20 protein-coding genes are annotated in these 22,384 nt (G+C 52.7%); 15 read left to right on the top strand and 5 right to left on the bottom strand.

Annotated features, from left to right (window positions below; translation table 11 throughout):
* Positions 1-2 precede the first annotated feature (2 nt).
* The 13 genes from ftsL to lpxC all read left to right on the top strand — a co-directional run bounded on the left by ftsL (position 3) and on the right by lpxC (position 15,603).
* Positions 3-332, top strand: coding sequence for a cell division protein FtsL (gene ftsL / locus BZG73_RS01210; RefSeq protein ID WP_046073961.1), 330 nt, complete (start codon positions 3-5; stop codon positions 330-332).
* Positions 329-2,095 carry a penicillin-binding transpeptidase domain-containing protein gene (locus BZG73_RS01205; RefSeq protein ID WP_077638561.1) on the top strand — a complete coding sequence of 589 codons (1,767 nt, stop codon included), beginning with the start codon at positions 329-331 and terminating at the stop codon, positions 2,093-2,095. The genes ftsL and BZG73_RS01205 overlap by 4 nt, the downstream gene beginning before the upstream one ends.
* Entirely contained in the window at positions 2,088-3,554 is a 1,467-nt protein-coding gene (murE, locus tag BZG73_RS01200; RefSeq protein ID WP_077638560.1) for a UDP-N-acetylmuramoyl-L-alanyl-D-glutamate--2,6-diaminopimelate ligase, read from the top strand. The genes BZG73_RS01205 and murE overlap by 8 nt, the downstream gene beginning before the upstream one ends.
* Positions 3,551-4,918 (top strand): UDP-N-acetylmuramoyl-tripeptide--D-alanyl-D-alanine ligase, encoded by a 1,368-nt coding sequence (locus tag BZG73_RS01195; protein ID WP_077606078.1) that lies wholly within the window; start codon positions 3,551-3,553, stop codon positions 4,916-4,918. The genes murE and BZG73_RS01195 overlap by 4 nt, the downstream gene beginning before the upstream one ends.
* Positions 4,918-6,000, top strand: coding sequence for a phospho-N-acetylmuramoyl-pentapeptide-transferase (gene mraY / locus BZG73_RS01190; RefSeq protein WP_046073965.1), 1,083 nt, complete (start codon positions 4,918-4,920; stop codon positions 5,998-6,000). Before BZG73_RS01195 ends, mraY begins: the two co-directional genes overlap by 1 nt.
* Positions 6,001-6,002: 2 nt before the next feature.
* Positions 6,003-7,373 carry a UDP-N-acetylmuramoyl-L-alanine--D-glutamate ligase gene (gene murD, locus BZG73_RS01185; RefSeq protein ID WP_077667363.1) on the top strand — a complete coding sequence of 457 codons (1,371 nt, stop codon included), beginning with the start codon at positions 6,003-6,005 and terminating at the stop codon, positions 7,371-7,373.
* Positions 7,370-8,575, top strand: a complete 1,206-nt coding sequence (gene ftsW / locus BZG73_RS01180) for a cell division protein FtsW (RefSeq protein WP_046073967.1) — start codon at positions 7,370-7,372, stop codon at positions 8,573-8,575. Before murD ends, ftsW begins: the two co-directional genes overlap by 4 nt.
* The gene (murG, locus tag BZG73_RS01175; RefSeq protein WP_046073968.1) at positions 8,568-9,629 is read left to right on the top strand and encodes an undecaprenyldiphospho-muramoylpentapeptide beta-N-acetylglucosaminyltransferase; all 1,062 of its coding nucleotides are present in this window, start codon (positions 8,568-8,570) and stop codon (positions 9,627-9,629) included. The genes ftsW and murG overlap by 8 nt, the downstream gene beginning before the upstream one ends.
* A gap of 10 nt (positions 9,630-9,639) precedes the next feature.
* The gene (murC, locus tag BZG73_RS01170; RefSeq protein WP_077667362.1) at positions 9,640-11,097 is read left to right on the top strand and encodes a UDP-N-acetylmuramate--L-alanine ligase; all 1,458 of its coding nucleotides are present in this window, start codon (positions 9,640-9,642) and stop codon (positions 11,095-11,097) included.
* Positions 11,098-11,314: 217 nt separating this feature from the next.
* Positions 11,315-12,091, top strand: coding sequence for a cell division protein FtsQ/DivIB (locus BZG73_RS01165; protein ID WP_077638557.1), 777 nt, complete (start codon positions 11,315-11,317; stop codon positions 12,089-12,091).
* A gap of 11 nt (positions 12,092-12,102) precedes the next feature.
* On the top strand, positions 12,103-13,359 hold the full coding sequence (gene ftsA / locus BZG73_RS01160) for a cell division protein FtsA (protein WP_046073971.1): 1,257 nt from the start codon (positions 12,103-12,105) through the stop codon (positions 13,357-13,359).
* 33 nt (positions 13,360-13,392) lie between these two features.
* Positions 13,393-14,568 (top strand): cell division protein FtsZ, encoded by a 1,176-nt coding sequence (gene ftsZ / locus BZG73_RS01155; RefSeq protein WP_046073972.1) that lies wholly within the window; start codon positions 13,393-13,395, stop codon positions 14,566-14,568.
* A gap of 117 nt (positions 14,569-14,685) precedes the next feature.
* Positions 14,686-15,603: a UDP-3-O-acyl-N-acetylglucosamine deacetylase gene (lpxC, locus tag BZG73_RS01150; RefSeq protein WP_046073973.1), complete on the top strand. Its 918-nt coding sequence runs from the start codon at positions 14,686-14,688 to the stop codon at positions 15,601-15,603.
* Between the two features lie 105 nt (positions 15,604-15,708).
* Here lpxC and BZG73_RS01145 read toward each other — a convergent pair whose 3' ends face one another.
* Positions 15,709-16,167, bottom strand: a complete 459-nt coding sequence (locus BZG73_RS01145; RefSeq protein ID WP_046073974.1) for a DUF721 domain-containing protein — start codon at positions 16,165-16,167, stop codon at positions 15,709-15,711.
* A gap of 484 nt (positions 16,168-16,651) precedes the next feature.
* On the opposite strand from BZG73_RS01145, the gene secA reads away from it, so the two are divergent.
* Both secA and mutT read left to right on the top strand, forming a co-directional pair.
* Positions 16,652-19,384 carry a preprotein translocase subunit SecA gene (gene secA, locus BZG73_RS01140; RefSeq protein WP_077667361.1) on the top strand — a complete coding sequence of 911 codons (2,733 nt, stop codon included), beginning with the start codon at positions 16,652-16,654 and terminating at the stop codon, positions 19,382-19,384.
* A 62-nt stretch (positions 19,385-19,446) separates the two neighbouring features.
* Entirely contained in the window at positions 19,447-19,842 is a 396-nt protein-coding gene (gene mutT / locus BZG73_RS01135; RefSeq protein ID WP_046073976.1) for an 8-oxo-dGTP diphosphatase MutT, read from the top strand.
* Between the two features lie 43 nt (positions 19,843-19,885).
* Here mutT and yacG read toward each other — a convergent pair whose 3' ends face one another.
* The 4 genes from yacG to BZG73_RS01115 are packed head-to-tail and all read right to left on the bottom strand — an operon-like array spanning position 19,886 to position 22,344.
* The gene (gene yacG, locus BZG73_RS01130) at positions 19,886-20,086 is read right to left on the bottom strand and encodes a DNA gyrase inhibitor YacG (protein WP_046073977.1); all 201 of its coding nucleotides are present in this window, start codon (positions 20,084-20,086) and stop codon (positions 19,886-19,888) included.
* A 10-nt stretch (positions 20,087-20,096) separates the two neighbouring features.
* A complete protein-coding gene (zapD, locus tag BZG73_RS01125) occupies positions 20,097-20,837 on the bottom strand; it encodes a cell division protein ZapD (protein WP_077667360.1) in 741 nt (246 codons plus the stop codon).
* A gap of 23 nt (positions 20,838-20,860) precedes the next feature.
* Positions 20,861-21,475 carry a dephospho-CoA kinase gene (gene coaE, locus BZG73_RS01120; protein ID WP_077606087.1) on the bottom strand — a complete coding sequence of 205 codons (615 nt, stop codon included), beginning with the start codon at positions 21,473-21,475 and terminating at the stop codon, positions 20,861-20,863.
* Positions 21,475-22,344: a prepilin peptidase gene (locus tag BZG73_RS01115; protein ID WP_077667359.1), complete on the bottom strand. Its 870-nt coding sequence runs from the start codon at positions 22,342-22,344 to the stop codon at positions 21,475-21,477. Before BZG73_RS01115 ends, coaE begins: the two co-directional genes overlap by 1 nt.
* Positions 22,345-22,384 lie beyond the last annotated feature (40 nt).

Raw genomic sequence — 22,384 nt, 5'->3', positions numbered from 1 at the left:
TCATGGAGCCGCGCCCCAGCCTCGCCAAACAAATTCGTCAGGACGTGCTGGCCATCGGTAAGTTGCCGTTGGGTTTGTTGGTCGCGGTGCTGATATCAGCGATCGCTGTGGTGTCAATGACGCAATCGACGCGCAGTTTGATTGCCAAACAAGATGCACTGCTTGAGCAGCGCGAAACGCTTGAAGTGGAGTGGCGAAATCAGTTGCTGGAAGAAAATGCGTTGTCTGAGCACAGCCATGTTGAGTCGGTCGCGCGTGAGGATTTTGGCATGATTCGACCAACCAGTGATAACGAAGTGATCGTAAAACGGTCTTTGAGTAATAGCCGGTGAAAAAACGTTCTAGTAAGCCAGCCAATCGCCGTACGCCAAAAGCGCCACCTGTGCTCATCCAGTGGCGCTTTGGCCTTATTTGCGTGTTTATTGCGTTTGCCTTAGTGGCGTTGGTGGCGCGTGCGGCGTATATCCAAGTGATTGAGCCAGACAGGCTGCGTCATGAAGGGGATTTACGCTCAGTGCGCGTGGAGCAGGTGCATTCCGCGCGTGGGATGATTGAAGACCGACAAGGTGAGCCGTTGGCGGTCAGTGTTCCCGTGCAAGCGGTGTGGGCCGATCCGGTGACTGTGTTTAAACACCAAGGACTGAACAACGTTGAGCGCTGGTATGCGTTGGCCGACGTGCTGGGTCTAGACCGCCAGGCGTTGATTGACAAGATTCAAGCGAACCGCAAACGGCGTTTTATTTATTTACAGCGTCAAGTGCGTCCAGCAATGGCCTCGTATGTAAACAAGCTCGACTTGCCCGGCGTGGGACTGAAAGCCGAGTCTCGCCGTTTTTATCCTAGTGCGGAGGTGAGTGCCCACTTAGTGGGAATGACGGGGATTGACGGCCATGGCCTGGAAGGCATTGAACGCCGGTTTGACGACTGGTTGGCCGGTGAGCATGGCAAACGTACCGTGCGTAAAGACAGGTTTGGTCGTGTGGTTGAACATATTGCCACTGAAGACAAAAAAGAAGGCCAATCACTCACGCTTAGTATCGACCAGCGTTTGCAAGCCATCGCCTACCGGGCGATTAAGCAAGCGGTGGCCGACTATCGCGCCACGTCTGGCTCGTTGGTGATGGTGGATGTGAAAACCGGCGAAGTGATGGCGATGGTTAACGCCCCCTCTTATAACCCTAATAATCGCAGCTCGCTGAAAAGTTTTAATATGCGCAACCGCGCGATCACCGATGTGTTTGAGCCTGGATCAACCATGAAGCCCTTTGTGGTGCTTACCGCGTTGGAAAACGGTGTCGCGGATATGGACACCGTAATTGATACCGGCAATGGCATCATGCAAATCGGCGGAAGCCGCGTGCGGGATGTGTCCAAAGTGGGTAAAGCCAATCTCGCGCGGATCCTCAAAAAGTCGAGCAACATTGGTGTGAGTAAGCTGTCCTTAGCGATGCCAGTGGAGACCCTGTTGGGCGAGTACGGCAGCTTTGGCTTGGGAGCCAGTACCGGTGTCGAGCTTGTGGGTGAGTCGGTGGGCCATTTTCCTTCTCGCCGTCGTTGGTCCGATTTTGAACGAGCCACCTTGGCCTTTGGTTATGGCCTGTCGGTGACCCCGACGCAGCTTGCACGCGCTTACGCTACCCTCGGCGCCTTGGGTATCAATCGACCGCTGAGTATTTTAAAGCGTGAAGGGGTGACCGAAGGCAAGCAGGTTGCGTCGCGTGAGAACGTTTATAAAGTGCTGCAAATGTTAGAAGGCGTGACGCAAGAGGGCGGAAGTGCGCGCCGTGCTGCGGTGGACGGTTACCGAGTCGGGGCGAAAACCGGTACGGCCAAAGTGGCGGTAGCGGGCGGTTATGGCGATGAGTATATCGGCTATACCGCGGGCCTTGCGCCGATCAGCAACCCAAGGCTAGCGATGGTGGTGGTGATCAACGAGCCACAAGGTGACAAGTATTACGGTGGCCAAGTGGCGGCGCCGGTGTTTTCGGATGTGATGAAAAGTGCGCTCCAGATCTTAAACATTGCGCCGGACAAGGGCACAGGCCCTGGGCTGCAAGTGGCAAAATATGCAAGTGAAGTGAACCGGAATGAATGATTTAAACCAATGGCTGAGCCCGTGGCTGGCGGATGTGCCCAGCCTCTCGGTCCAGCAAATGACATTAGACAGTCGCCAAGTCGGTGCCGGTGATGTATTTGTGGCGGTTCAAGGTCACCAGGTTGACGGTCGCCAGTTTATTCAAGCAGCGATTGAGGCAGGCGCGGCGGCCGTGGTGCAACAAGGTGAAAACGACCAGATAGCCTGGCGCGATCAGGTGCCAGTGATCAGCTTGCGCGCGTTACCTCATGCCCTCTCGGCGATGGCGGCGCGCTTTTATCAGGATCCTCAGCAACACCTCGGGTTGATTGGTATCACCGGAACCAACGGCAAAACCACGGTGTCGCAACTGATTGCCCAATGGCTAGACGCTTTAGATCAACGCACAGCCGTGATGGGCACCACGGGGAACGGCTTTATTGGCGCGCTTAAAGCCGCTGACAACACCACTGGGGACGCGATTAGCATTCAAGCCCAATTAGCCGATTTCGTTGAGCAAGGTGCCCGGCATGTGGCGATGGAAGTGTCATCGCACGGCTTGGTGCAAGGGCGCGTGGCCAGCCTTGCCTTTGATGCCGCGGTGTTTACAAATTTAAGTCATGATCACCTTGATTATCACGGCACCCTCGACGCCTACGCCGAGGCGAAAAAGCAACTGTTTGAGTTAGGCTCGCCACTTAAAGTCATCAATGCGGATGATACGGTGGGTCGCACTTGGCTCAAGCAATGGCCAGACGCTATCGCTGTCGCCATGACCACCTCCTCATTAGATGGACATACAGGCCCGTTTGTGCGCGCAACCTCGGTCGCCTATGCCAGCGACGGTGTGCGGGTACAGGTCGACTCATCGTGGGGGCAAGGCGAGATCCAAGCGGCATTAGTGGGAGATTTTAATGTCAGCAATTTGCTGGTGAGCTTGGCCACCTTATTGGGGCTGGGCTATCCGTTAGCGCCGTTATTGGCCGTGAGCCCGCAGCTGCAAGCTGTCACAGGGCGGATGGAGGTTTTTCTCGCCGCTGACAAACCGACAGTCGTGGTTGACTATGCTCACACGCCCGATGCGCTGGAGAAAGCGCTGCTTGCGTTGCGACGTCATTGTAAAGGCGCGCTGTGGTGCATATTTGGCTGTGGCGGAGACCGTGATACACGCAAGCGGCCGTTAATGGCCCGCCTCGCCGAACAGCATGCCGATCATACGGTGTTAACCAATGATAACCCTCGCAGCGAAGCGCCTGAAGCCATTACTCAAGACATGCTTGCGGGCATGGAGGCGCCAGAGCGCGCATGGGTAAAACATGATCGCGCCGACGCGGTGAGCCAGGTTATTCGCCAAGCGAAAGCCGAGGACATTGTTTTGGTCGCAGGCAAGGGCCATGAAGATTATCAAGTGTTGGCGCACGGCAAGGTGCACTATTCCGACCGAGAGACGGTGGCGGCGCAACTCAAGGAGTTATCATGATTCGGACCTCACTCGATACCCTCGCGCACGCGGTGAACGCGACGATTTTACAACGTGAGTTGATACCGGCGAGCCCGCAAGTTGATGCCATTACCACGGATACCCGCGAGCTTGGCGAAGGGGCGATGTTTGTTGCCCTGAAAGGGGAGCGCTTTGATGGCCATGACTTTGCGGCTCAAGCCAAAGAGGCCGGTGCGGCGGCGATAGTGGTCGATCGTCCGCTGGATGTGGCGATCCCTCAATTGCTGGTGGAGGACACGCGTATTGCCCTTGGCCAACTCGGGGCGTGGGTGAAAAGCCAGTGTCAGGTGTCCACCATTGCCATTACCGGCAGCTGCGGTAAAACCACCGTGAAGCAGATGTTGGCGGCGATCCTCGCGCAAAAAGGACCCACGTTAGCCACTGCGGGTAATTTCAATAATGATATCGGTGTGCCACTGACCCTGTTTCGACTGACGCCTGAGCACCAGTATGCGGTGATTGAGCTGGGCGCGAATCATATTGGCGAAATCGCTTATACCACCGCGTTGGTTAAACCCGATATTGCTATGGTGACTAACTTGGCCGCGGCACATCTTGAGGGATTTGGCTCATTGGAAGGAGTGGCGATTGCCAAAGGAGAGATCTACCAAGGCTTACCAGAAGGTGGCATTGCTCTGGTCAATCAGCACAGCCACGGCGGCGAAAAGTGGCAAGCGGTCTTGGCTGACAAGCAGGTGATCACCGTCACTGACACTGAGGCGGCACCACTGAGGTTGCTAGATAGCACGCTCACTGATTCGGGCTGTTATCACATGACCTTGAGTGACGGCCAGATACAAAGAACCGTGACCTTGCCTCTGCCCGGATTGCACAATATTACCAATGCGCTGATGGCAGGCTGTGCGGCCATGCAATTACCAGGCGTGGCGTTGGACGATGTGGTGAGTGGCTTAGCGGCGATGGAAAATGCTGCGGGACGCACTCAGGTCACTGAGCCTCGACCAGGCTTGAGGTTGATTGATGACACCTACAACGCCAGTGTGCCGGCAATGAAATCCGCGATTGATGTGCTGGCCAGCTACCCAGGCGAAAAGTGGCTCATTGTGGGCGATATGGCTGAGCTTGGGCAATACAGTGAACAAATGCATCGTGAAGTGGGAGAGCATGCCGCGCAAGCGCAGTTACACCAAGTTTTCACGACTGGAAACGATAGCCGTGTGATCAGCGAATGCTGTGGCGGTAACCATTTTGATAGTAAAGAGGCGCTCATTGCGCATGTCGTAGCCATGATAAATACACAGACACCTAACACCATTCTTATTAAAGGCGCTCGCGGGATGGCGATGGAAGCCGTTGTTGCCGCCATCAAGGAGGCTTGCTAATGCTTTTATGGTTAGCGGAAGCGCTACAAAACCTTTTACCCTCGATGCGGTTGTTTGAATACCTGACGTTCCGAGCGATTGTGAGTGCATTAACCGCACTATTGTTCTCGCTATGGGCCGGGCCGCGTTTGATTAAACGCCTACAATCGATGCAAATTGGCCAAGTGGTCCGTGAAGAAGGCCCTGAATCTCATTTTAGCAAGCGCGGTACACCGACCATGGGCGGGGTACTGATCGTCGCGGCCATCAGTCTGACGGTCTTTTTGTGGGCGGACTTGGCCAACCCATATGTATGGGCGGTGATGGTGGTCCTGCTTGGCTATGGCGCGGTGGGATTTGTTGATGATTACCGCAAAGTGGTACGCAAGAATACGGATGGGCTGGTTGCGCGCTGGAAGTATTTCTGGCAATCCGCCATTGCGTTAGGGGTGGCGTTTGCCCTCTATGCGCACGGCAAGGACACCGCAGCCACTCAGTTGGTGGTACCGTTTTTCAAAGATGTGATGCCGCAACTTGGCTTGTTCTATGTGGTCTTTACCTACTTTGTGATTGTGGGGACCAGCAATGCGGTCAACCTGACGGATGGTCTCGATGGGTTAGCGATTTTGCCCACCGTGATGGTCGCCGGTGGGTTTGCCTTTATTGCTTGGGCGACAGGAAATGTGAACTTTGCCAGCTACCTGCATATTCCGTATATCCAATACAGCAGTGAGCTGGTGGTTGTTTGCGCCGCGATTGTTGGGGCTGGCCTTGGCTTTTTGTGGTTCAACACTTACCCAGCTCAAGTGTTTATGGGGGATGTGGGCTCGCTGGCATTAGGCGGTGCGCTAGGCACGATTGCGGTACTGGTGCGTCAAGAGCTGTTGCTGATCATCATGGGCGGGGTGTTCGTGATGGAGACGGTGTCGGTGATCTTGCAGGTTGGCTCCTATAAATTGCGCGGCCAACGTATTTTCCGTATGGCACCGATTCATCATCACTATGAGCTAAAAGGCTGGCCGGAGCCGCGGGTAATCGTGCGCTTTTGGATCATTTCGTTGATGCTAGTGCTCATTGCACTGGCCACACTTAAGGTACGCTAATCATGCCAGCCGCGAGCCAGCGTTCACTAACCGAATTTCATCATATCGTGGTGATGGGCTTGGGCGTGACCGGATTGTCAGTGGTGCGCTTTATTGCCCGCCATCATCCCAAGGCATGCATTCGCGTGATGGACTCTCGCACGCAGCCTCCGGGGCAAGACCAACTGCCGGATAACGTCGAGTTGCACACAGGCAGCTGGCAACCCACGTGGTTAGCGGACGCCGACTTGGTGGTCACTAACCCTGGAATATCGCTGCGCACACCCGCCTTGCTGCCAGTCCATGCAGCGGGCACCCCTGTTGTGGGGGATATTGAGTTGTTTGCTTGGTATTGCGACCAGCCCGTGGTGGCGATCACCGGCTCCAACGGCAAAAGTACTGTTACGGCACTAGTGGGCGAAATGGCTCGAGCCGCAGGTATGAATGTTGGCGTCGGCGGCAATATTGGTGTGGCGGCGTTAGACTTGCTCGACCGCGGTCACGAGCTGTATGTATTGGAGTTGTCGAGCTTTCAACTCGAAACCACCGAGTCGCTGGTTTTAGATGGCGCGGCCTTTTTGAATTTCTCAGAAGATCACATGGATAGATACGACAGCTTGGCCGATTATCGTGCCGCCAAGTGCCGTATTTTCACCCATGCGACTACCCTGATTGCCAATGCCGATGATCCGCAAACGCACGATGATCTGCAAACGCGCCATGCGCTGCAAACGAACAGCGCCTCCTCCATGCGTCTGTTTGGTTTCCACCAAGGCGATTATTGCCTTATCAGCCACCAAGGTGAAGCTTGGTTAGCGGCACACGGCCAGCCACTGCTTCCCGTCTCTTCACTGGGACTGGTGGGCCGTCATAACGTGGCGAATGGGCTGGCGGCCATGGCGCTGGCTGACAGTGTCGGCATTAGTCAGCAAGGGCAAAAAGCAGCACTCAGTACGTACGCTGGCCTCCCGCACCGTTGTCAAAAAGTCGCCGAGCATCAGGGCGTGCTATGGGTCAATGATTCAAAAGCCACCAATGTGGCCAGTACCCTGGCGGCGCTTGATGGTTTGGATCTCGACGGGCGGTTACACCTTTTGGTGGGTGGCGATGGTAAAGGCGCCGACTTTCGCGCTTTACAACCGGCGTTGGCGAAACTCTCGGTATCGCTTTATTGCTTTGGCAAGGATAAAGCCCAGTTAGCACAGCTCGATAAGCAGGCGCACTGTGTCGATACTCTGCAACAAGCGATGACGGCCGCTGCTAATCAAGTGACAGCCGGTGATATGGTGTTGTTATCGCCCGCCTGCTCGAGTCTGGATCAATTTGCTAATTTTGCTGCCCGTGGTGACGCTTTTATCGCGGGCGTAGAATCGATGATTGCGAGGCAGATATGACCGTGCGCAGACTTCCTCAATACTGCTGGCAGTGGCTTCGGACACCGTCTCCTGGCGTGTTATACGACCGCCAGTTAGTGTGGACGTCGTTGCTGTTGATGGTCATCGGGTTAGTCATGGTGACGTCGGCGTCTTTGCCTGTGGGGCTTAGGCTGGCGGATGCGCCTTTTTTGTTTGCCAAGCGTCATGCTTTTTATCTGACCGTCGCCATCGTCGCCGCAGTGGTAGTGATGTACATTCCCGTGCATTGGTGGCAGCGCTATAGCGGCTACATGTTATTGCTCTCGTCGCTATTGTTACTGGCGGTGCTTGCTGTGGGTCGGTCTGTCAATGGTGCCGCGCGCTGGATCTCTGTGGCTGGGATCAATATTCAGCCTGCGGAGATCGCCAAGTTATCTTTGTTTGTCTTTTTAGCCGGTTATCTGGTGCGTCGTCATGGTGAGGTGCGTGAGCATTTCCGCGGCTTTGCCAAACCGTTGGCTGTCTTGTTGCTGTTTGCGAGCTTGCTGTTGGCACAACCTGATTTAGGCTCGGTGGTGGTGATGTTTGTCACCACTGTGGGCATGTTGTTTATTGCAGGGGCCAAGCTGTGGCAGTTTATTGCGCTGCTGATCACCGGGTTGACCTTGGTAGGCGGCTTGATTGTCGCTGAGCCTTACCGAGTGCGCCGTGTCACTGCCTTTTTAGACCCATGGCAAGACCCGTTTGGCAGTGGTTATCAGCTAACCCAGTCTTTGATGGCATTTGGTCGCGGAGATTGGTTTGGACAAGGGCTCGGTAACTCCATCCAAAAACTGGAATATCTGCCAGAAGCCCATACTGATTTCGTGTTTGCGGTGATTGCCGAAGAGCTTGGCTTGGTGGGCGTCAGCGTCATTTTGTGTTTGATTTTTTACTTGGTGTTTAAAGCCTTGTTTATTGGTAAGCGTTGCCTCGAGCAAAACCAACTATTTGGTGGCTTTCTTGCCTTCGGGATTGGGATCTGGTTTGCGTTCCAAACCATGGTCAATGTGGGGGCTGCTGCTGGTATGCTTCCGACTAAAGGCTTGACCTTGCCGTTGATCAGTTACGGGGGCTCCAGCTTGGTGATCATGGCGGTGGCCGTGGCGCTGTTATTGCGCATTGATCATGAATATCGCTTAGCCACATCGCAAGCACATCAAAGAAACCCTTATCAAGATAAAGACCCTAACAATGCGTAAAAAACGATTATTAGTGATGGCAGGTGGCACCGGTGGGCATGTTTTTCCGGGGCTCGCCGTCGCCAAGTATTTAGAGAAACAAGGCTGGGACGTTTGTTGGTTGGGCACTGCGGATCGCATGGAGGCCGATTTGGTGCCTAAATATGGCATCGAGATCGCATTTATTCGCGTTAAAGGCTTGATTGGTTCAGGGCTGATGCGCAAGCTACGAGCCCCTTGGATGATTGTCAGTGCGATTTGGCAAGCGCGACAAGTCATTAAACGGGTTAAACCGGATGCTGTGTTAGGCATGGGCGGTTATGTGAGTGGTCCAGGTGGCATTGCGGCGTGGTTAAGCGGTGTGCCCGTTATCTTACATGAACAAAATGCGGTCGCGGGGTTAACCAACCGCTGGTTGGCGAAGGTCGCCAAACAGGTGTTACAAGCGTTTCCTGGCGCATTCGATGGCAAGACAGTGGTGGGTAATCCGGTGCGCCGAGATGTGTGTGATATTCCGGCGCCTGAACACCGTTTGCATGAACGAGCAGGGCCGTTGCGGATTTTGGTGATGGGAGGCAGCCAAGGGGCGCGTATTCTTAACCAAACGGTCCCCGAGGCGGTCGCGCTCACCGAGCAAGCGGTGACGGTTCGCCACCAAGCAGGCAAGCATAACGCCGACCTGACACGGGATGCTTATCAGCAAACCGGTGTTAGCGATGTGGTTGTCAGCGAATTTATTGACGATGTTGCCGAGGCCTATGCGTGGGCCGATGTAGTGATTTGCCGCAGCGGGGCATTGACGGTTTCTGAGCTGGCGGCGGCTGGCGTTGGGGCGATTTTCGTCCCCTTTATGCATGCCGATAGGCAACAAGCACTTAACGGTGATTATTTAGTCGCCCGCGGTGCGGCTTTAATGATTGAACAGCCATCACTGACAGCAAGCACATTGGCTGAGACAATCAATCAGCTTGACCGTCCGCGCTTGTTAGCGATGGCGACGGCAGCGCGAGAGGCGGCCATTATTGATGCAGATGCCCGTGTCGCGGACGTCATCGTCACGCACGCCAACAAATAGAGAACAGAGAATGGGTAAATTGGATAATCAGCAGCTGGAAAAAATTCGCACCATGATCCCGGAAATGCGCCGGGTTAAGCGGATCCACTTTGTGGGGATCGGCGGTGCAGGCATGTGTGGTATTGCTGAAGTGCTGATTAATGAAGGTTACCAAATAACCGGCTCGGATCTTGCACAGAATATCGTCACAGAGCGATTGGCATCCATGGGGGCGCAGATTTTTATCGGTCATCAAGCCAGCCATATTGAACAAGCCAGTGTCGTGGTGGTATCGACGGCCATCAAGCCGGATAACCCAGAGGTGGAAGCGGCAAAGGCGGCGCGTATTCCTGTGGTGCGTCGGGCGGAAATGCTTGCCGAGTTAATGCGCTACCGGCACGGCATTGCCGTTGCCGGTACACACGGCAAAACCACCACCACCGCGATGGTCACACAAATTTTCTCTGAGGCAGGGTTAGATCCCACTTTCGTCAATGGAGGGTTGGTAAAAAGTGCAGGCACCAATGCGCGGTTAGGTAGCAGTCGCTATTTGATTGCCGAAGCAGATGAAAGTGATGCTTCCTTTTTACACTTGCAGCCAATGGTCGCCATTGTGACCAACATAGAAGCGGACCACATGGACACTTATGGTGGTAGCTTCGCGAAGTTGCAGCAGACGTTTATCGACTTTCTCCATAATCTGCCTTTTTACGGATTGGCGGTGGTGTGCATTGATGATCCGGTCGTTCGTGAGCTGATCCCGTCGATTGGACGGCAAGTGATCACTTACGGGTTCTCGCAAGATGCCGATGTATGTTTACATGATTACCAACAGCATGGGCAGTGTGGCGTGTTTAAAATCACACGCCCTCACCGCGAGACACTGACGATTCGTTTAAATACGCCAGGCCAGCACAATGCGCTCAACGCGGCAGCGGCGATTGCTGTCGCCACAGAAGATGGTGTCGACGATGAGGCTATTTTACGTGCTTTAGCCAATTTTGCGGGTACAGGGCGGCGTTTTGACCAACTCGGTGAGTTTGCCGTGGAGGATGGCACCGCCTTGCTGGTGGATGATTATGGTCATCACCCCAGTGAAGTGGACGTGACCATCAAAGCGGCACGCGCTGGCTGGCAAGACCATCGTTTAGTGATGATTTTTCAGCCACACCGTTACAGCCGTACGCGCGATCTTTATGATGACTTTGCCAATGTGTTGGAAAAAGTGGATGTTTTGCTGATGCTGGATGTGTACTCAGCGGGTGAAACGCCGATTGCGGGGGCTGACGGTAGAAGCTTGTGTCGTAGCATTCGCGCGCGCGGGAAGCTGGATCCTATTTTTGTGCCTAATGCTGAGGCATTACCCCCGGCGTTAGCCAACGTGCTGCAACCTAATGACTTGGTTTTAACACAAGGCGCGGGTGATATTGGTAAAGTAGCAAAAAATTTAGCGGCAAAGCAGCTAGACAAGGCTAAAATGGCGCAATAAAAAGTAGCTGGCGAGATAAAAATAGCGGTCAACATCGGTTGTTGCGAGAATAAACATCGGTTTTTATCGTCTTTGTGGGAAATTGACGCGCAATCGATCCCAGCTTATTGATGAAAGTGCATCTCTAGGTTGGAGAGCGTCACGCGGGATCGCTATAATCAGTCGGTTTTTTCGCTGTGAGTGTCAAGTCGCATCGACACAAGGCGATAAGATAGGTATGAGCATGGTCAATGCCCTGACACGCGTACAAGCAGTGATAAAACTGGATCGGCAAACAGGCGCCTCACTCGCGTTCCTGGTTGGGGTGATCACCCTGATGTTGCTAGGGATCGTCCGTGTGATTGATTGGATGAGTGATGAGCAGCAGCTCCCCTTGTCACAACTGGTGATGGAAGGTGACCAAACACATGTCAGTGTTGATCAAGTTCGCCAAGCGGTGTTGTCAGGCGGCGAGCTAAAAAGCTTTATGCTGCAGGATGTAAATCGCATCCAAGCGAACATTGAGGCGCTCCCATGGGTGAAACAGGTTGCGGTAAGAAAGCAGTGGCCCGACACCTTAAAGGTACATATTACTGAATACCGGGCGAGCGCGATTTGGAATGGGCAAAAGTTGCTGACGCCAGACGGGACGGTATTCAATGGCGCCCCGCAAGATGTCGCCGATAAAAAGCTGGTGTCGCTACACGGCAATACCGGCACGTCGGAAGAAGTATTGCATACGAGTCGAGAGCTCGAACGTAAATTACAGCGAATTGGCTTATCGATTCAGGCGTTATCACTCAATAAACGGCGCTCATGGCGTATCGTGACACGAGATGGCGTACGGATTGAGTTAGGGCGAAAGGCGCGACAAGAAAGGCTAGCGCGATTGGTTCGTTTATATCCGCGGATAAAGGCACAAGACAAAGCCATTGCGTATGTCGATTTACGTTATGACACCGGGGCTGCGGTAGGCTGGAAAACAGAGGCAGACGACGCGAATCGCCAAAATTAAGAGATGGTTGAATGAATAAAACGACAGACAAGTCACTGATAGTTGGGCTCGATATAGGGACGTCCAAAGTGTCTACCCTGGTCAGTGAAGTGCTGCCAGATGGCACGATCAACGTGCTGGGTGTGGGAAGTAGTCCCTCTCGCGGCATGGATAAAGGTGGCGTTAACGACTTAGAGTCTGTGGTTAAATCTGTTCAGCGTGCGGTGAATGAAGCCGAGATGATGGCAGATTGCCAAATCAGCTCTGTCTATCTTTCTTTGTCAGGGAAGCATATTCACTGCCAAACTGAGAGAGGGATGGGGACAATATCGGATGAAGATGTTACCCAAGACGACATAGACAATGTGATTCATACCGCGAAGTCGGTCAAAATCAGTGATGAGCAGCGCGTGCTGCATGTGATCCCACAAGAATACAAAATTGATTATCAAGAAGGGATCAAAAATCCGCTCGGGTTATCCGGGGTGAGGATGGAAGCGAGTGTGCACCTCATCACATGTCACAATGACACCGCAAAAAATATTGAGAAAGCAGTCGAACGTTGTGGTCTTAGCGTTGATCAACTGATTTTCTCCGGGCTTTCAGCAAGTCATGCCGTGATCACACCGGATGAGCGAGAGCTAGGTGTCTGTGTCGTCGATATCGGCGGCGGCACCATGGATCTTGCCGTGTGGACAGGAGGTGCCCTCCGCCATGCCGAAGTGATCCCCTATGCGGGCAATGTGATTACCAGTGATATTGCCTATGCCTTTGGCACACCACTGGCCGATGCAGAAGACATTAAAGTGAAATATGGCTGTGCATTGAGTGAGTTGGTGAACAAGGATGCCAAAGTGAATGTCCCAAGTGTGGGAGGACGCCCATCAAGGACATTGCAGCGACAAACCTTGTCAGAGGTGATTGAGCCGCGTTGCTCAGAGCTTTTGGGTCTGGTGAACCAAAAGCTGGTCGCTATCCAAGAAAAGCTGCGTAGCGATGGTGTTAAACATCAAATGGCAGCGGGAATTGTGCTCACTGGGGGCGCATCACAAATGCATGGCTTGGTGGAATGTGCAGAACGCGTATTCCAAAACCAAGTAAGAGTGGGGCAACCTGTGAATGTCACCGGATTGACCGACTATGTGCAAGCGCCTTGTTATGCAACCGCGGTTGGGCTTTTACACTACGGCAAAGAAAGCTTGCTGACAGAAACGAGTGAACCAGAACAAAAGCGGGCTGTGGCTAGCTGGATAAACAAGCTGAGTAGCTGGTTTAAGAAAGAATTTTAACCCTGATGCGAACAGGAAGGACGGAGAGAACTCATGTTTGAACCGATGATGGAAATGTCTGACGATGCGGTGATTAAGGTCGTCGGCATTGGCGGTGGCGGTGGTAACGCCGTTGAGCATATGGTGCGTGAGTCAATCGAAGGGGTTGACTTTATTAGCATTAACACGGATGCCCAAGCACTACGTAAAAGCAGCGTAGGCACGGTCATTCAAATTGGTGGTGATATCACTAAAGGCCTAGGTGCGGGGGCTAACCCACAAGTAGGTCGAGATTCTGCCCTTGAAGATCGCGATGCGATTAAAGCTGAGCTCGAAGGTGCCGATATGGTATTTATCGCAGCCGGAATGGGCGGTGGTACAGGAACCGGCGGAGCCCCCATTATTGCGGAAATCGCGAAAGAAATGGGAATCCTGACCGTTGCTGTGGTCACTAAACCATTCAGCTTTGAGGGTAAAAAGCGACTCGCTTTTGCAGAGCAAGGTATCGAAGAGCTGTCAAAACATGTTGACTCGCTGATTACGATCCCGAACGAAAAACTGCTTAAAGTGCTAGGTCGCGGGATTACATTACTCGATGCCTTTGCCAAAGCAAACGACGTGCTACGCAACGCCGTGCAAGGGATCGCCGAGTTAATCACGCGCCCAGGTCACATCAACGTCGACTTTGCGGATGTCCGCACTGTGATGTCAGAGATGGGACACGCGATGATGGGCAGCGGCGTGGCAACCGGCGAAGATCGCGCGGAAGAGGCAGCAGAAATGGCCATTTCTAGCCCGCTTCTTGAGGACATCGATTTAGCCGGTGCGCGCGGTGTGCTGGTGAATATTACCGCGGGCTTTGATATGCGTCTTGATGAATTTGAGACCGTGGGTAACACCGTCAAAGCGTTTGCATCAGACAATGCGACTGTGGTGATTGGGACATCGATGGACCCAGAGATGAGCGACGAGCTGCGTGTGACTGTCGTGGCCACCGGAATTGGTAATGAGCGTAAGCCAGATATCACCTTGGTGACCAACTCACAGTCTGGGCAAGCACAGGCAGAGCCGAAAAAGGCACAGCCTTTGCAAGAGAAACCTCAGGCGGCAAGTGCAAACCCTGCGGCGAAAGAGCAGCCTGCTGCATCGTCTTCGAATGCAGCACCAAAATCGCAGACCGAGCATGATTATCTCGATATTCCTGCGTTTTTGCGTAAACAAGCTGACTAATCGCAATTGCTTGGTTTGTAGCCAGTGATGTGCTACCATCACGCTCCCCTTGTCTAAGGTGACAGGGTAATGAGTGACGCAGAGCACACTTTTTTGAGAAAAAGTTGAGATAAGCCGATGATTAGACAGCGAACATTGAAAAGTATGGTCCAAACGACTGGTGTGGGTCTCCACTCTGGGCGTAAGGTTACGCTTACTCTGCGTCCGGCTCCTGCCAATACCGGTGTGATTTACCGTCGCACAGACATGGAGCCACCGGTCGATTTTCCGGCTAACCCTGAGGATGTGCGCGACACCATGTTGTGCACCGCCTTAGTCAATGACGCGGGTGTTCGCATCTCAACCGTTGAGCATCTCAGTGCAGCGATTGCAGGCATGGGGATCGATAACATTATTATCGAAGTGGACGCGCCAGAAATTCCAATTATGGATGGCAGTTCAAGCCCGTTCATCTTTTTGCTGCAGTCTGCGGGTATCGACGTCCAAAACGCGCCAAAACGGTTCATTCGCATTAAAAAGCCTGTTCGCATTGAAGACGATGACAAATGGGCGGAGTTGCTGCCGTATAACGGCTTCCGTCTTGATTTTGCTATCGAATTCGACCACCCCGCGATTGAATCTGAGCAACAAAACCTGGTATTAGACTTTTCAAGCCAGTCTTTTATTAAAGACTTGAGCCGGGCTCGTACCTTCGGTTTTATGCGTGACATCGAGTACCTGCAGTCACAAAATTTGTGTCTGGGCGGCAGCTTTGACTGTGCCATCGTGCTGGACGATTATCGTATCTTGAATGAAGAAGGCTTGCGCTTTGACAACGAACTAGTCAAGCATAAGGTGTTGGACGCTATCGGTGACCTTTACATGTGTGGCCACAGTATCCTCGGTGAGATGCGCGCGTACAAATCGGGCCATGCACTGAACAACAAACTGTTGCGCGCGGTCTTGGCCGATCAAGAAGCTTGGGAGTGGGTCACGTTTGAAGAAACCGACACCTCACCGGTCGCATTTGCTGAGCCGGGGATGGTCTTGGCCTAAGCCCTGTCTGATGCGGTAGGCGGTTGCACGGTAAAAGCGCAATGCACCATACTGAGGCGGAATAAACCGCTAATACCCAGAGATTGATAGATAAAAAGCCAGAGCTCACTCTGGCTTTTTTTGATCCTCGGCGAGTTTGGCCAACGCCTCGAACCGTGCTTTTAGTTTGGGAGAGGCATTGTCACCTAGTGCACGCAGTAACTCACCCGAGGCTTGACTAAGGTGGCGGGACGGCGCGGTTTCTTTGTCTTCTCGATCGGCGGCGGCGAGTGCCGGGTTAATTTTCACTTCAATGGTTGTTAGGCTTGCCAGCCCTTTTTGACGTAATACCGACAATAAATGCTGTCGTTCGTAGTTCAGTCGCATCGCCCAGGCGGCGCTACCGGCTTCTACCACCAATACGCCATCACGATAATTGGCGACGCGGCAAGCTTTTGATGTCTCACCGGGTAACAAGGCTAAGATCAGCTTGTTTAGCTTGGCGAGCTCAACCGCTCGCTGAGCAATATTATTGGGGTCGCTCTCCAACAGATGGAGGGTAGAGCGGGGACGGTGGTCTCTCATCGCGCAATAACTGCCTTTTTTGTCATCAATTCGGCGCCTGAACGGGCGCACAGCGTCTAATTTTCGCTAATTGATCCCTTGAGTGTTGGATTTGTCATAGGATGTGAAAGTAATTTACCTTATCATACATGCTCCACCTCGGCATGTAGCCTACCGGGTTGATATATCGGTATGTCCTGAGGTGATCACCGTAGAGTGAAAAAACCATTCACAGGTAAGTGTCGCATGGGTAAGGCGATGGCGGCGTATTTTTTCCGTGCCATCTACCACATTTACATTCAGTCACGTGGAAATCGTTGTGAAGTGGCGTCATCGCCCTTGAATTCTGTCCGATTTGGCTCCACTTAAGGTAGATGCGTTTTGGCATCTTGTGTTGAATCGATGAGCTTAAGCCAACCCGCGTTTGAACTGAAACACGCCAGCATAGAGGCAGTGTAGCGGCCGCCCATGTGGGAAAACCATTAAAAAGAGTACCGGCAACGCCATGTTATCGAAAGTCCTGACTAAAGTTATCGGAAGCCGTAATGACCGCACCTTGCGTCGGCTGAGAAAAGTTGTTGATGAAATCAACAAACTCGAACCCCAATTTGAAGCATTGAATGATGATGCGCTGAAAGCGAAAACCGTTGAATTCCGCGAGCGCCTTGATCAAGGTGCCGAGCTTGATGACCTCCTTCCTGAAGCCTTTGCCACTGTACGAGAAGCCTCTAAGCGTGTATTTGGCCTGCGCCACTTTGACGTGCAAATGGTCGGCGGTATCGTACTCCACAATGGTCAGATTGCGGAAATGCGCACCGGTGAAGGTAAAACCCTGACCGCGACGCTACCTTCTTATTTGAACGCCCTGACCGGAAAAGCGGTTCACATTGTGACGGTGAATGATTATTTGGCGGAACGTGATGCCGAAACCAACCGTCCGTTGTTTGAGTTTTTAGGAATGACGGTGGGCGTCAATGTCCCCAACATGCCGCCGGAGGCGAAAAAAGCCGCTTATACGTGTGATGTACTTTACGGTACCAATAACGAGTTCGGCTTTGACTATTTGCGTGACAACATGGCGTTTCGAGCAGAAGACCGTGTGCAACGCGATCGCTATTTCTCGATTGTCGATGAGGTTGACTCGATCCTCATTGATGAGGCGCGTACGCCTCTGATTATTTCTGGGCCAGCAGAAGACAGCTCGGAAATGTATCAGCGTATCAATGCCTTGATCCCAAGCCTGAAACAGCAAGAGCAAGAAGATACCGAAGACTATCAAGGTGATGGCCACTTCACGGTCGATGAAAAAGCCAAGCAAGTGTACATGACCGAAAATGGTCAAGAGTTTGTCGAAGACTTGCTCAAGAAAAACGGCTTGATGGAAGACGGCGATACGCTGTACTCACCGGCAAATATCAGCCTGATTCATCATATTAATGCCGCATTACGCGCGCACGTCTTGTTTGAGCGCGACGTTGATTACATCGTTAAAGACGATGAAGTCATCATCGTGGATGAGCACACTGGACGTACCATGCCGGGACGTCGTTGGTCAGAAGGCTTACACCAGGCGGTGGAAGCCAAAGAAGGGGTGAAAATTCAAAACGAGAACCAAACGCTGGCCTCGATCACCTTCCAAAACTTCTTCCGTTTGTATGACAAACTCTCAGGCATGACAGGGACCGCGGACACCGAGGCGTTTGAATTCCAGTCTATCTATGGCCTAGACACCGTGGTTATCCCGACTAACCGCCCAATGGTGCGTAAAGATCACGCCGATCAGGTCTACATGACCGAAAAAGAAAAGTTTGCCGCTATTGCGGAAGACATCAAAACACGTGCCAAAGCCGGTCAACCGGTATTGGTCGGAACGGTATCGATTGAAAAATCTGAATTGTTATCGAATGCCTTGAAAAAAGATGGCATCAAGCACCAAGTGCTCAACGCCAAATTCCACGCCCATGAAGCCGATATTGTTGAGCAAGCCGGTTACCCAGGCACGGTAACGATCGCCACTAACATGGCCGGTCGTGGTACCGATATCGTGTTGGGTGGTAGCTGGAAACAAGTGCTGGGTGATGTTGAAAACCCGACCGATGCGCAAGTAGAAGCGGCGAAAGAAAAATGGCAGCAGCTTCATGACCAGGTCGTTGAAGCGGGTGGCCTGCATATCATTGGTACTGAGCGTCATGAATCTCGTCGTATCGATAACCAGCTGCGTGGTCGTGCTGGTCGTCAAGGTGACCCAGGCTCAACCCGTTTCTATTTGTCGATGGAAGATTCTTTGATGCGGATCTTCGCCTCAGAAAAAGTCTCTAACATGATGAAACGATTAGGGATGGCCGAAGGCGAAGCCATTGAGCACCCATGGGTCAATAAAGCCATTGAAAACGCACAACGAAAAGTAGAAGGGCGTAACTTTGACATCCGTAAGCAACTGCTCGAATTTGATGATGTCGCCAACGATCAGCGCAAAGTGGTGTACGAGCTGCGTGACGCGTTACTGGTGTCAGAAGATATCAGCGAAATGATCGAGCACAACCGCGAGGATGTGGTTAATAACATTGTGAACCAGTACATTCCGCCACAATCGCTAGAAGAAATGTGGGATATTGCTGGCCTTGAAAAGCGCCTTAAAGCGGATTTTGATCTCGAATTGCCGATTCAGCAATGGCTAGATGAAGACGACAAGCTGTATGAAGAGTTGTTGCGCGAGCGCATTCTGACGGCCTTGATCGAGGTTTATAAAGGCAAAGAAGAGGCGGTAGGGGCAGAAACCCTGCGTAACTTTGAAAAAGCAGTGATGCTGCAAACCTTGGATACGCTTTGGAAAGAGCACCTCGCGGCGATGGATCACCTCCGTCAAGGTATTCACTTACGTGGCTATGCGCAGAAGAACCCGAAACAAGAGTACAAGCGCGAATCGTTTGAGCTGTTTGAGGGCATGCTAGAAGCGCTGAAAACCGATGTGGTGACAACGCTTAGCCGAGTGCGTGTTCAGCAGCCGGATGACGTTGAGCGTATGGAAGCCGAGCGCAAAGCGCGCGCAGAGCAGGCCGCGCAAAAGCAGCAAGTTAACCATGCGCAAGCTGATAACCAGTTTGATGATAGCGACAGCGCCGAACAGAGTGGCAACGGCAACGAAACCGTGGTGCGTGATGGACGTAAAGTTGGTCGTAATGAGCCTTGTCCTTGTGGATCAGGGAAGAAATTTAAGCAATGTCACGGTAGAATCTAAGCCCTGACCATGCATTATCAAAAAGGCCGTTTATCGGCCTTTTTTTATTATCAGGAGAGACCATGAAACGGATAAGTATTGCCGCTGGCATTATTGTTAATCCGACACAAGATAAAGTCTTTATCACTCGCCGCCATGCTCACGCGCATCAAGGGGGAAAGTGGGAATTTCCTGGCGGAAAAATTGAGGGGAGTGAAACCCCGCAACGGGCACTGCTGCGTGAATTAAACGAAGAAGTCGGGATTACTGCAAAAGCGGTCAGCCCCTTTATATCGTTGGACTTTGACTTTCCCGACAAAGCATTAAGTTTGGATTTTTTCTTGGTCTGTGACTTTGAGGGTGAGCCCCAAGGCTGTGAGGGGCAAGAGGGTATTTGGGCACCGATTGCCGAATTGGATAACTATCCGTTTCCCGAGGCCAACGATGCGGTATTAGAAAAAATTCGCGCTCGGTTCTGAGCGCGAGAGAGGCGTTGTAGAAAAGTGAATAGGGGCAGAGCGTTTAATCGTGCTGCCCTTCTGACCAGAGATCATCATCAGAAAGGTCAGGGGCCCCGGGGATGGCTTTTTCTTCACTGGCCCATTCTCCCAAATCAATCAACTGACAGCGTTTACTGCAAAATGGACGATGTGGGCTGACCTCTCCCCAAACCACAGGCTGTTGGCATGTTGGGCATTTGACAACGGTAGGGGCATCACTCACGTGGATCTCCTTAACAAACACTGATATGAACAGACATATTGTCGGCGACCTCGTGATCGTCGTCAAATGGCATAAAGCGGATCGCGAAGCGGTTTTTGTGCCCAGACACTAACGGGTAAACCCCGAGATCAGGGGATATCTTAAGCCGAATTAAGCAGGCTCCATCCGCCTCTTGCTGGTAAAAGCCTTGTTGGACGTTGGCGGTTCCCCCGTGTGCGCTTTCACGCGTGAGCTGCAGCCAGAACGCCAAAGCGTGGCGTAATGGTGCCAGGGTTTCCATCCAGGCCTGAATCGCACTTTGCCGTGCGGCAAGCGGTTGATGGAGCCAGTAATGGAAATTGGGGAGATCAAAGCTACAGCTCCCCCCTGGAATCGAAAAGCGCTGCTTGATGCTGGTTAAAAAGCGATCTTCTTTTAACGCTTGGCCGAAGCGTTTGGCTTGCAATACCGCGCGTTGGTGTGCGGCGAGTTGATCGAGTAGCTGGTTGAGCTGTGTCTGATCGACCTGGGGGACGTCAGCCCAGGCTTTGAGTTTTTTCTTGAGTTTGTCCAAATCCTTGGCGAGATCCGCTTTCACTTGCACCTGCTCTAAAATCTCCTGTAGGTCAAACAGGCTGCGGAAAAATTGAATATGGTGGCAGGGCGCAGAAAGCCCGCTCACTTCGTCCAGTTGAGAGAGCAGGTACTCCAGGCGCAAGTAAATTCGCACCTGTTCATTGAGTGGGTGTTCATACAAAGTGAGGCTGGTCATAAGCGTTTAGCTGTCCTGTCCGACTATGGGTCGACGTTTGCCTGGGTTGCCAAGGTTAAATACGTGTGATGTAAGGCATCAACTTGCCGATCAAGTTCCGCTTCGGTTTGCGTATTATCGATCACATCATCGGCGACGGCGAGGCGTTGTGAGCGACTGGCTTGTGCGGCCAAAATCGCGTGAACTTGTTGTTCGCTCACGTGATCACGCGCGAGCGTGCGCGCGATTTGTGTTTGCTCGTCAACATCGACGACCAACACCCGTTGCGCCAATGACGTCAGGTTATTCTCTACTAACAAGGGCACCACAAGCAAACAATACGCTGAACTGGCCTGCGCACAGGCTTGGATCATGCGTTGGCGGATCATGGGATGAAGCAGGTTATCGAGCCATTGCTTGTCGTCTGGATGACTAAACACTCGCTCACGAAGCCAGGCACGATCTAGGCTGCCATCTGGGGTTAATGCCGGCGTGCCAAAACGCGCGACAATCGCGGCCAGACCATCACTACCGGGAGCAACCACCTCACGGGCGATCACATCGGCATCAATAATATCAATGCCCTTGGCGGCAAAACGGTTGGCAACCGTGCTTTTACCACTGCCAATCCCTCCGGTTAACCCGACCACAACGGCCATTAGCGCACTCCTAGAATTTGTGAAAGGTACCAGTGTAACAGGCTATCGCCCCAAAGCAGACTTAGCCAGCCTGCGACAGCAATAAAGGGGCCAAAGGCAAACGCGTGTTGCAGACTTTTTTGTTGTTGGCGCAGTAATAGTGCCCCGACGATGGCGCCACTCAGTGAGGCGAGTAAAATCAGTAGCGGTAAGGCTTGCCAACCGACCCAAGCGCCCAGTGCAGCAAACAGTTTAAAATCACCATAGCCCATGCCTTCTTTGCCAGTGGTGAGCTTGAATGCCCAAAAGAGGCTCCATAGGCTGAGGTAGCCTGTCATGGCGCCGATGACACTGTCTGTGAGTGAGACAGGGCTGATCCCCAAGAGTGCGAGAGCGATCCCAGCCCAAAGGAGTGGCAGGGTAAGCTGATCGGGCAGCAACAGGGTTTCCCAATCAATGAGGGTCAGCGCCAGCAAAGTGAGGCTGGCCGCCATCACCGCGACGGCCCACGCCGGTGAGGAAATAAGCCATGCCGGTAACACACAGACAATAGCACTGGTGACCTCGACCAGTGGGTAGCGCGGACTAATCATCGTGCCACACTGACGGCAGCGGCCTTTTAACATCAGCCAACTGAGCAAAGGAATATTATCGTACCACGCAATCGGCTGCTGACAATCTGGGCAGTGTGAGGCGGGAAGACACAAATCAAAGCGCTGCGCGCTAGGGGCGTCAATATTAGCATCGGGAAACGTGGCCAAGCATTCTTGCCGCCAACGCCGCGCCATCATGATTGGCACGCGCGCGATGACCACATTTAAAAAGCTACCGACAATCAGACCAAATAAGCCAGCAAAAAAAATGAATAACGGTGATGAGAATATCAACATGGTACCTTCTGGGCATGAACCTTGTGCGCATCATAGCGCC

Source organism: Salinivibrio siamensis (genome assembly GCF_001996005.1).
Taxonomy (GTDB): Bacteria; Pseudomonadota; Gammaproteobacteria; order Enterobacterales; family Vibrionaceae; genus Salinivibrio; species Salinivibrio siamensis.
The sequence above is the reverse complement of the archived record's forward strand: the minus strand, read 5'-3'. Positions and strand labels throughout refer to the sequence as shown.

What these genes read in the sequence shown, in the direction of transcription:
- ftsL (WP_046073961.1), top strand. Translation starts at nt 3, where the DNA reads ATGGAGCCGCGCCCCAGCCTCGCCAAACAAATTCGTCAGGACGTGCTG.
- murE (WP_077638560.1), top strand. Translation starts at nt 2,088, where the DNA reads ATGAATGATTTAAACCAATGGCTGAGCCCGTGGCTGGCGGATGTGCCC.
- BZG73_RS01195 (WP_077606078.1), top strand. Translation starts at nt 3,551, where the DNA reads ATGATTCGGACCTCACTCGATACCCTCGCGCACGCGGTGAACGCGACG.
- mraY (WP_046073965.1), top strand. Translation starts at nt 4,918, where the DNA reads ATGCTTTTATGGTTAGCGGAAGCGCTACAAAACCTTTTACCCTCGATG.
- murD (WP_077667363.1), top strand. Translation starts at nt 6,003, where the DNA reads ATGCCAGCCGCGAGCCAGCGTTCACTAACCGAATTTCATCATATCGTG.
- ftsW (WP_046073967.1), top strand. Translation starts at nt 7,370, where the DNA reads ATGACCGTGCGCAGACTTCCTCAATACTGCTGGCAGTGGCTTCGGACA.
- murG (WP_046073968.1), top strand. Translation starts at nt 8,568, where the DNA reads ATGCGTAAAAAACGATTATTAGTGATGGCAGGTGGCACCGGTGGGCAT.
- murC (WP_077667362.1), top strand. Translation starts at nt 9,640, where the DNA reads ATGGGTAAATTGGATAATCAGCAGCTGGAAAAAATTCGCACCATGATC.
- BZG73_RS01165 (WP_077638557.1), top strand. Translation starts at nt 11,315, where the DNA reads ATGAGCATGGTCAATGCCCTGACACGCGTACAAGCAGTGATAAAACTG.
- ftsA (WP_046073971.1), top strand. Translation starts at nt 12,103, where the DNA reads ATGAATAAAACGACAGACAAGTCACTGATAGTTGGGCTCGATATAGGG.
- ftsZ (WP_046073972.1), top strand. Translation starts at nt 13,393, where the DNA reads ATGTTTGAACCGATGATGGAAATGTCTGACGATGCGGTGATTAAGGTC.
- lpxC (WP_046073973.1), top strand. Translation starts at nt 14,686, where the DNA reads ATGATTAGACAGCGAACATTGAAAAGTATGGTCCAAACGACTGGTGTG.
- BZG73_RS01145 (WP_046073974.1), bottom strand. Translation starts at nt 16,167, where the DNA reads ATGAGAGACCACCGTCCCCGCTCTACCCTCCATCTGTTGGAGAGCGAC.
- secA (WP_077667361.1), top strand. Translation starts at nt 16,652, where the DNA reads ATGTTATCGAAAGTCCTGACTAAAGTTATCGGAAGCCGTAATGACCGC.
- mutT (WP_046073976.1), top strand. Translation starts at nt 19,447, where the DNA reads ATGAAACGGATAAGTATTGCCGCTGGCATTATTGTTAATCCGACACAA.
- zapD (WP_077667360.1), bottom strand. Translation starts at nt 20,837, where the DNA reads ATGACCAGCCTCACTTTGTATGAACACCCACTCAATGAACAGGTGCGA.
- coaE (WP_077606087.1), bottom strand. Translation starts at nt 21,475, where the DNA reads ATGGCCGTTGTGGTCGGGTTAACCGGAGGGATTGGCAGTGGTAAAAGC.
- BZG73_RS01115 (WP_077667359.1), bottom strand. Translation starts at nt 22,344, where the DNA reads ATGTTGATATTCTCATCACCGTTATTCATTTTTTTTGCTGGCTTATTT.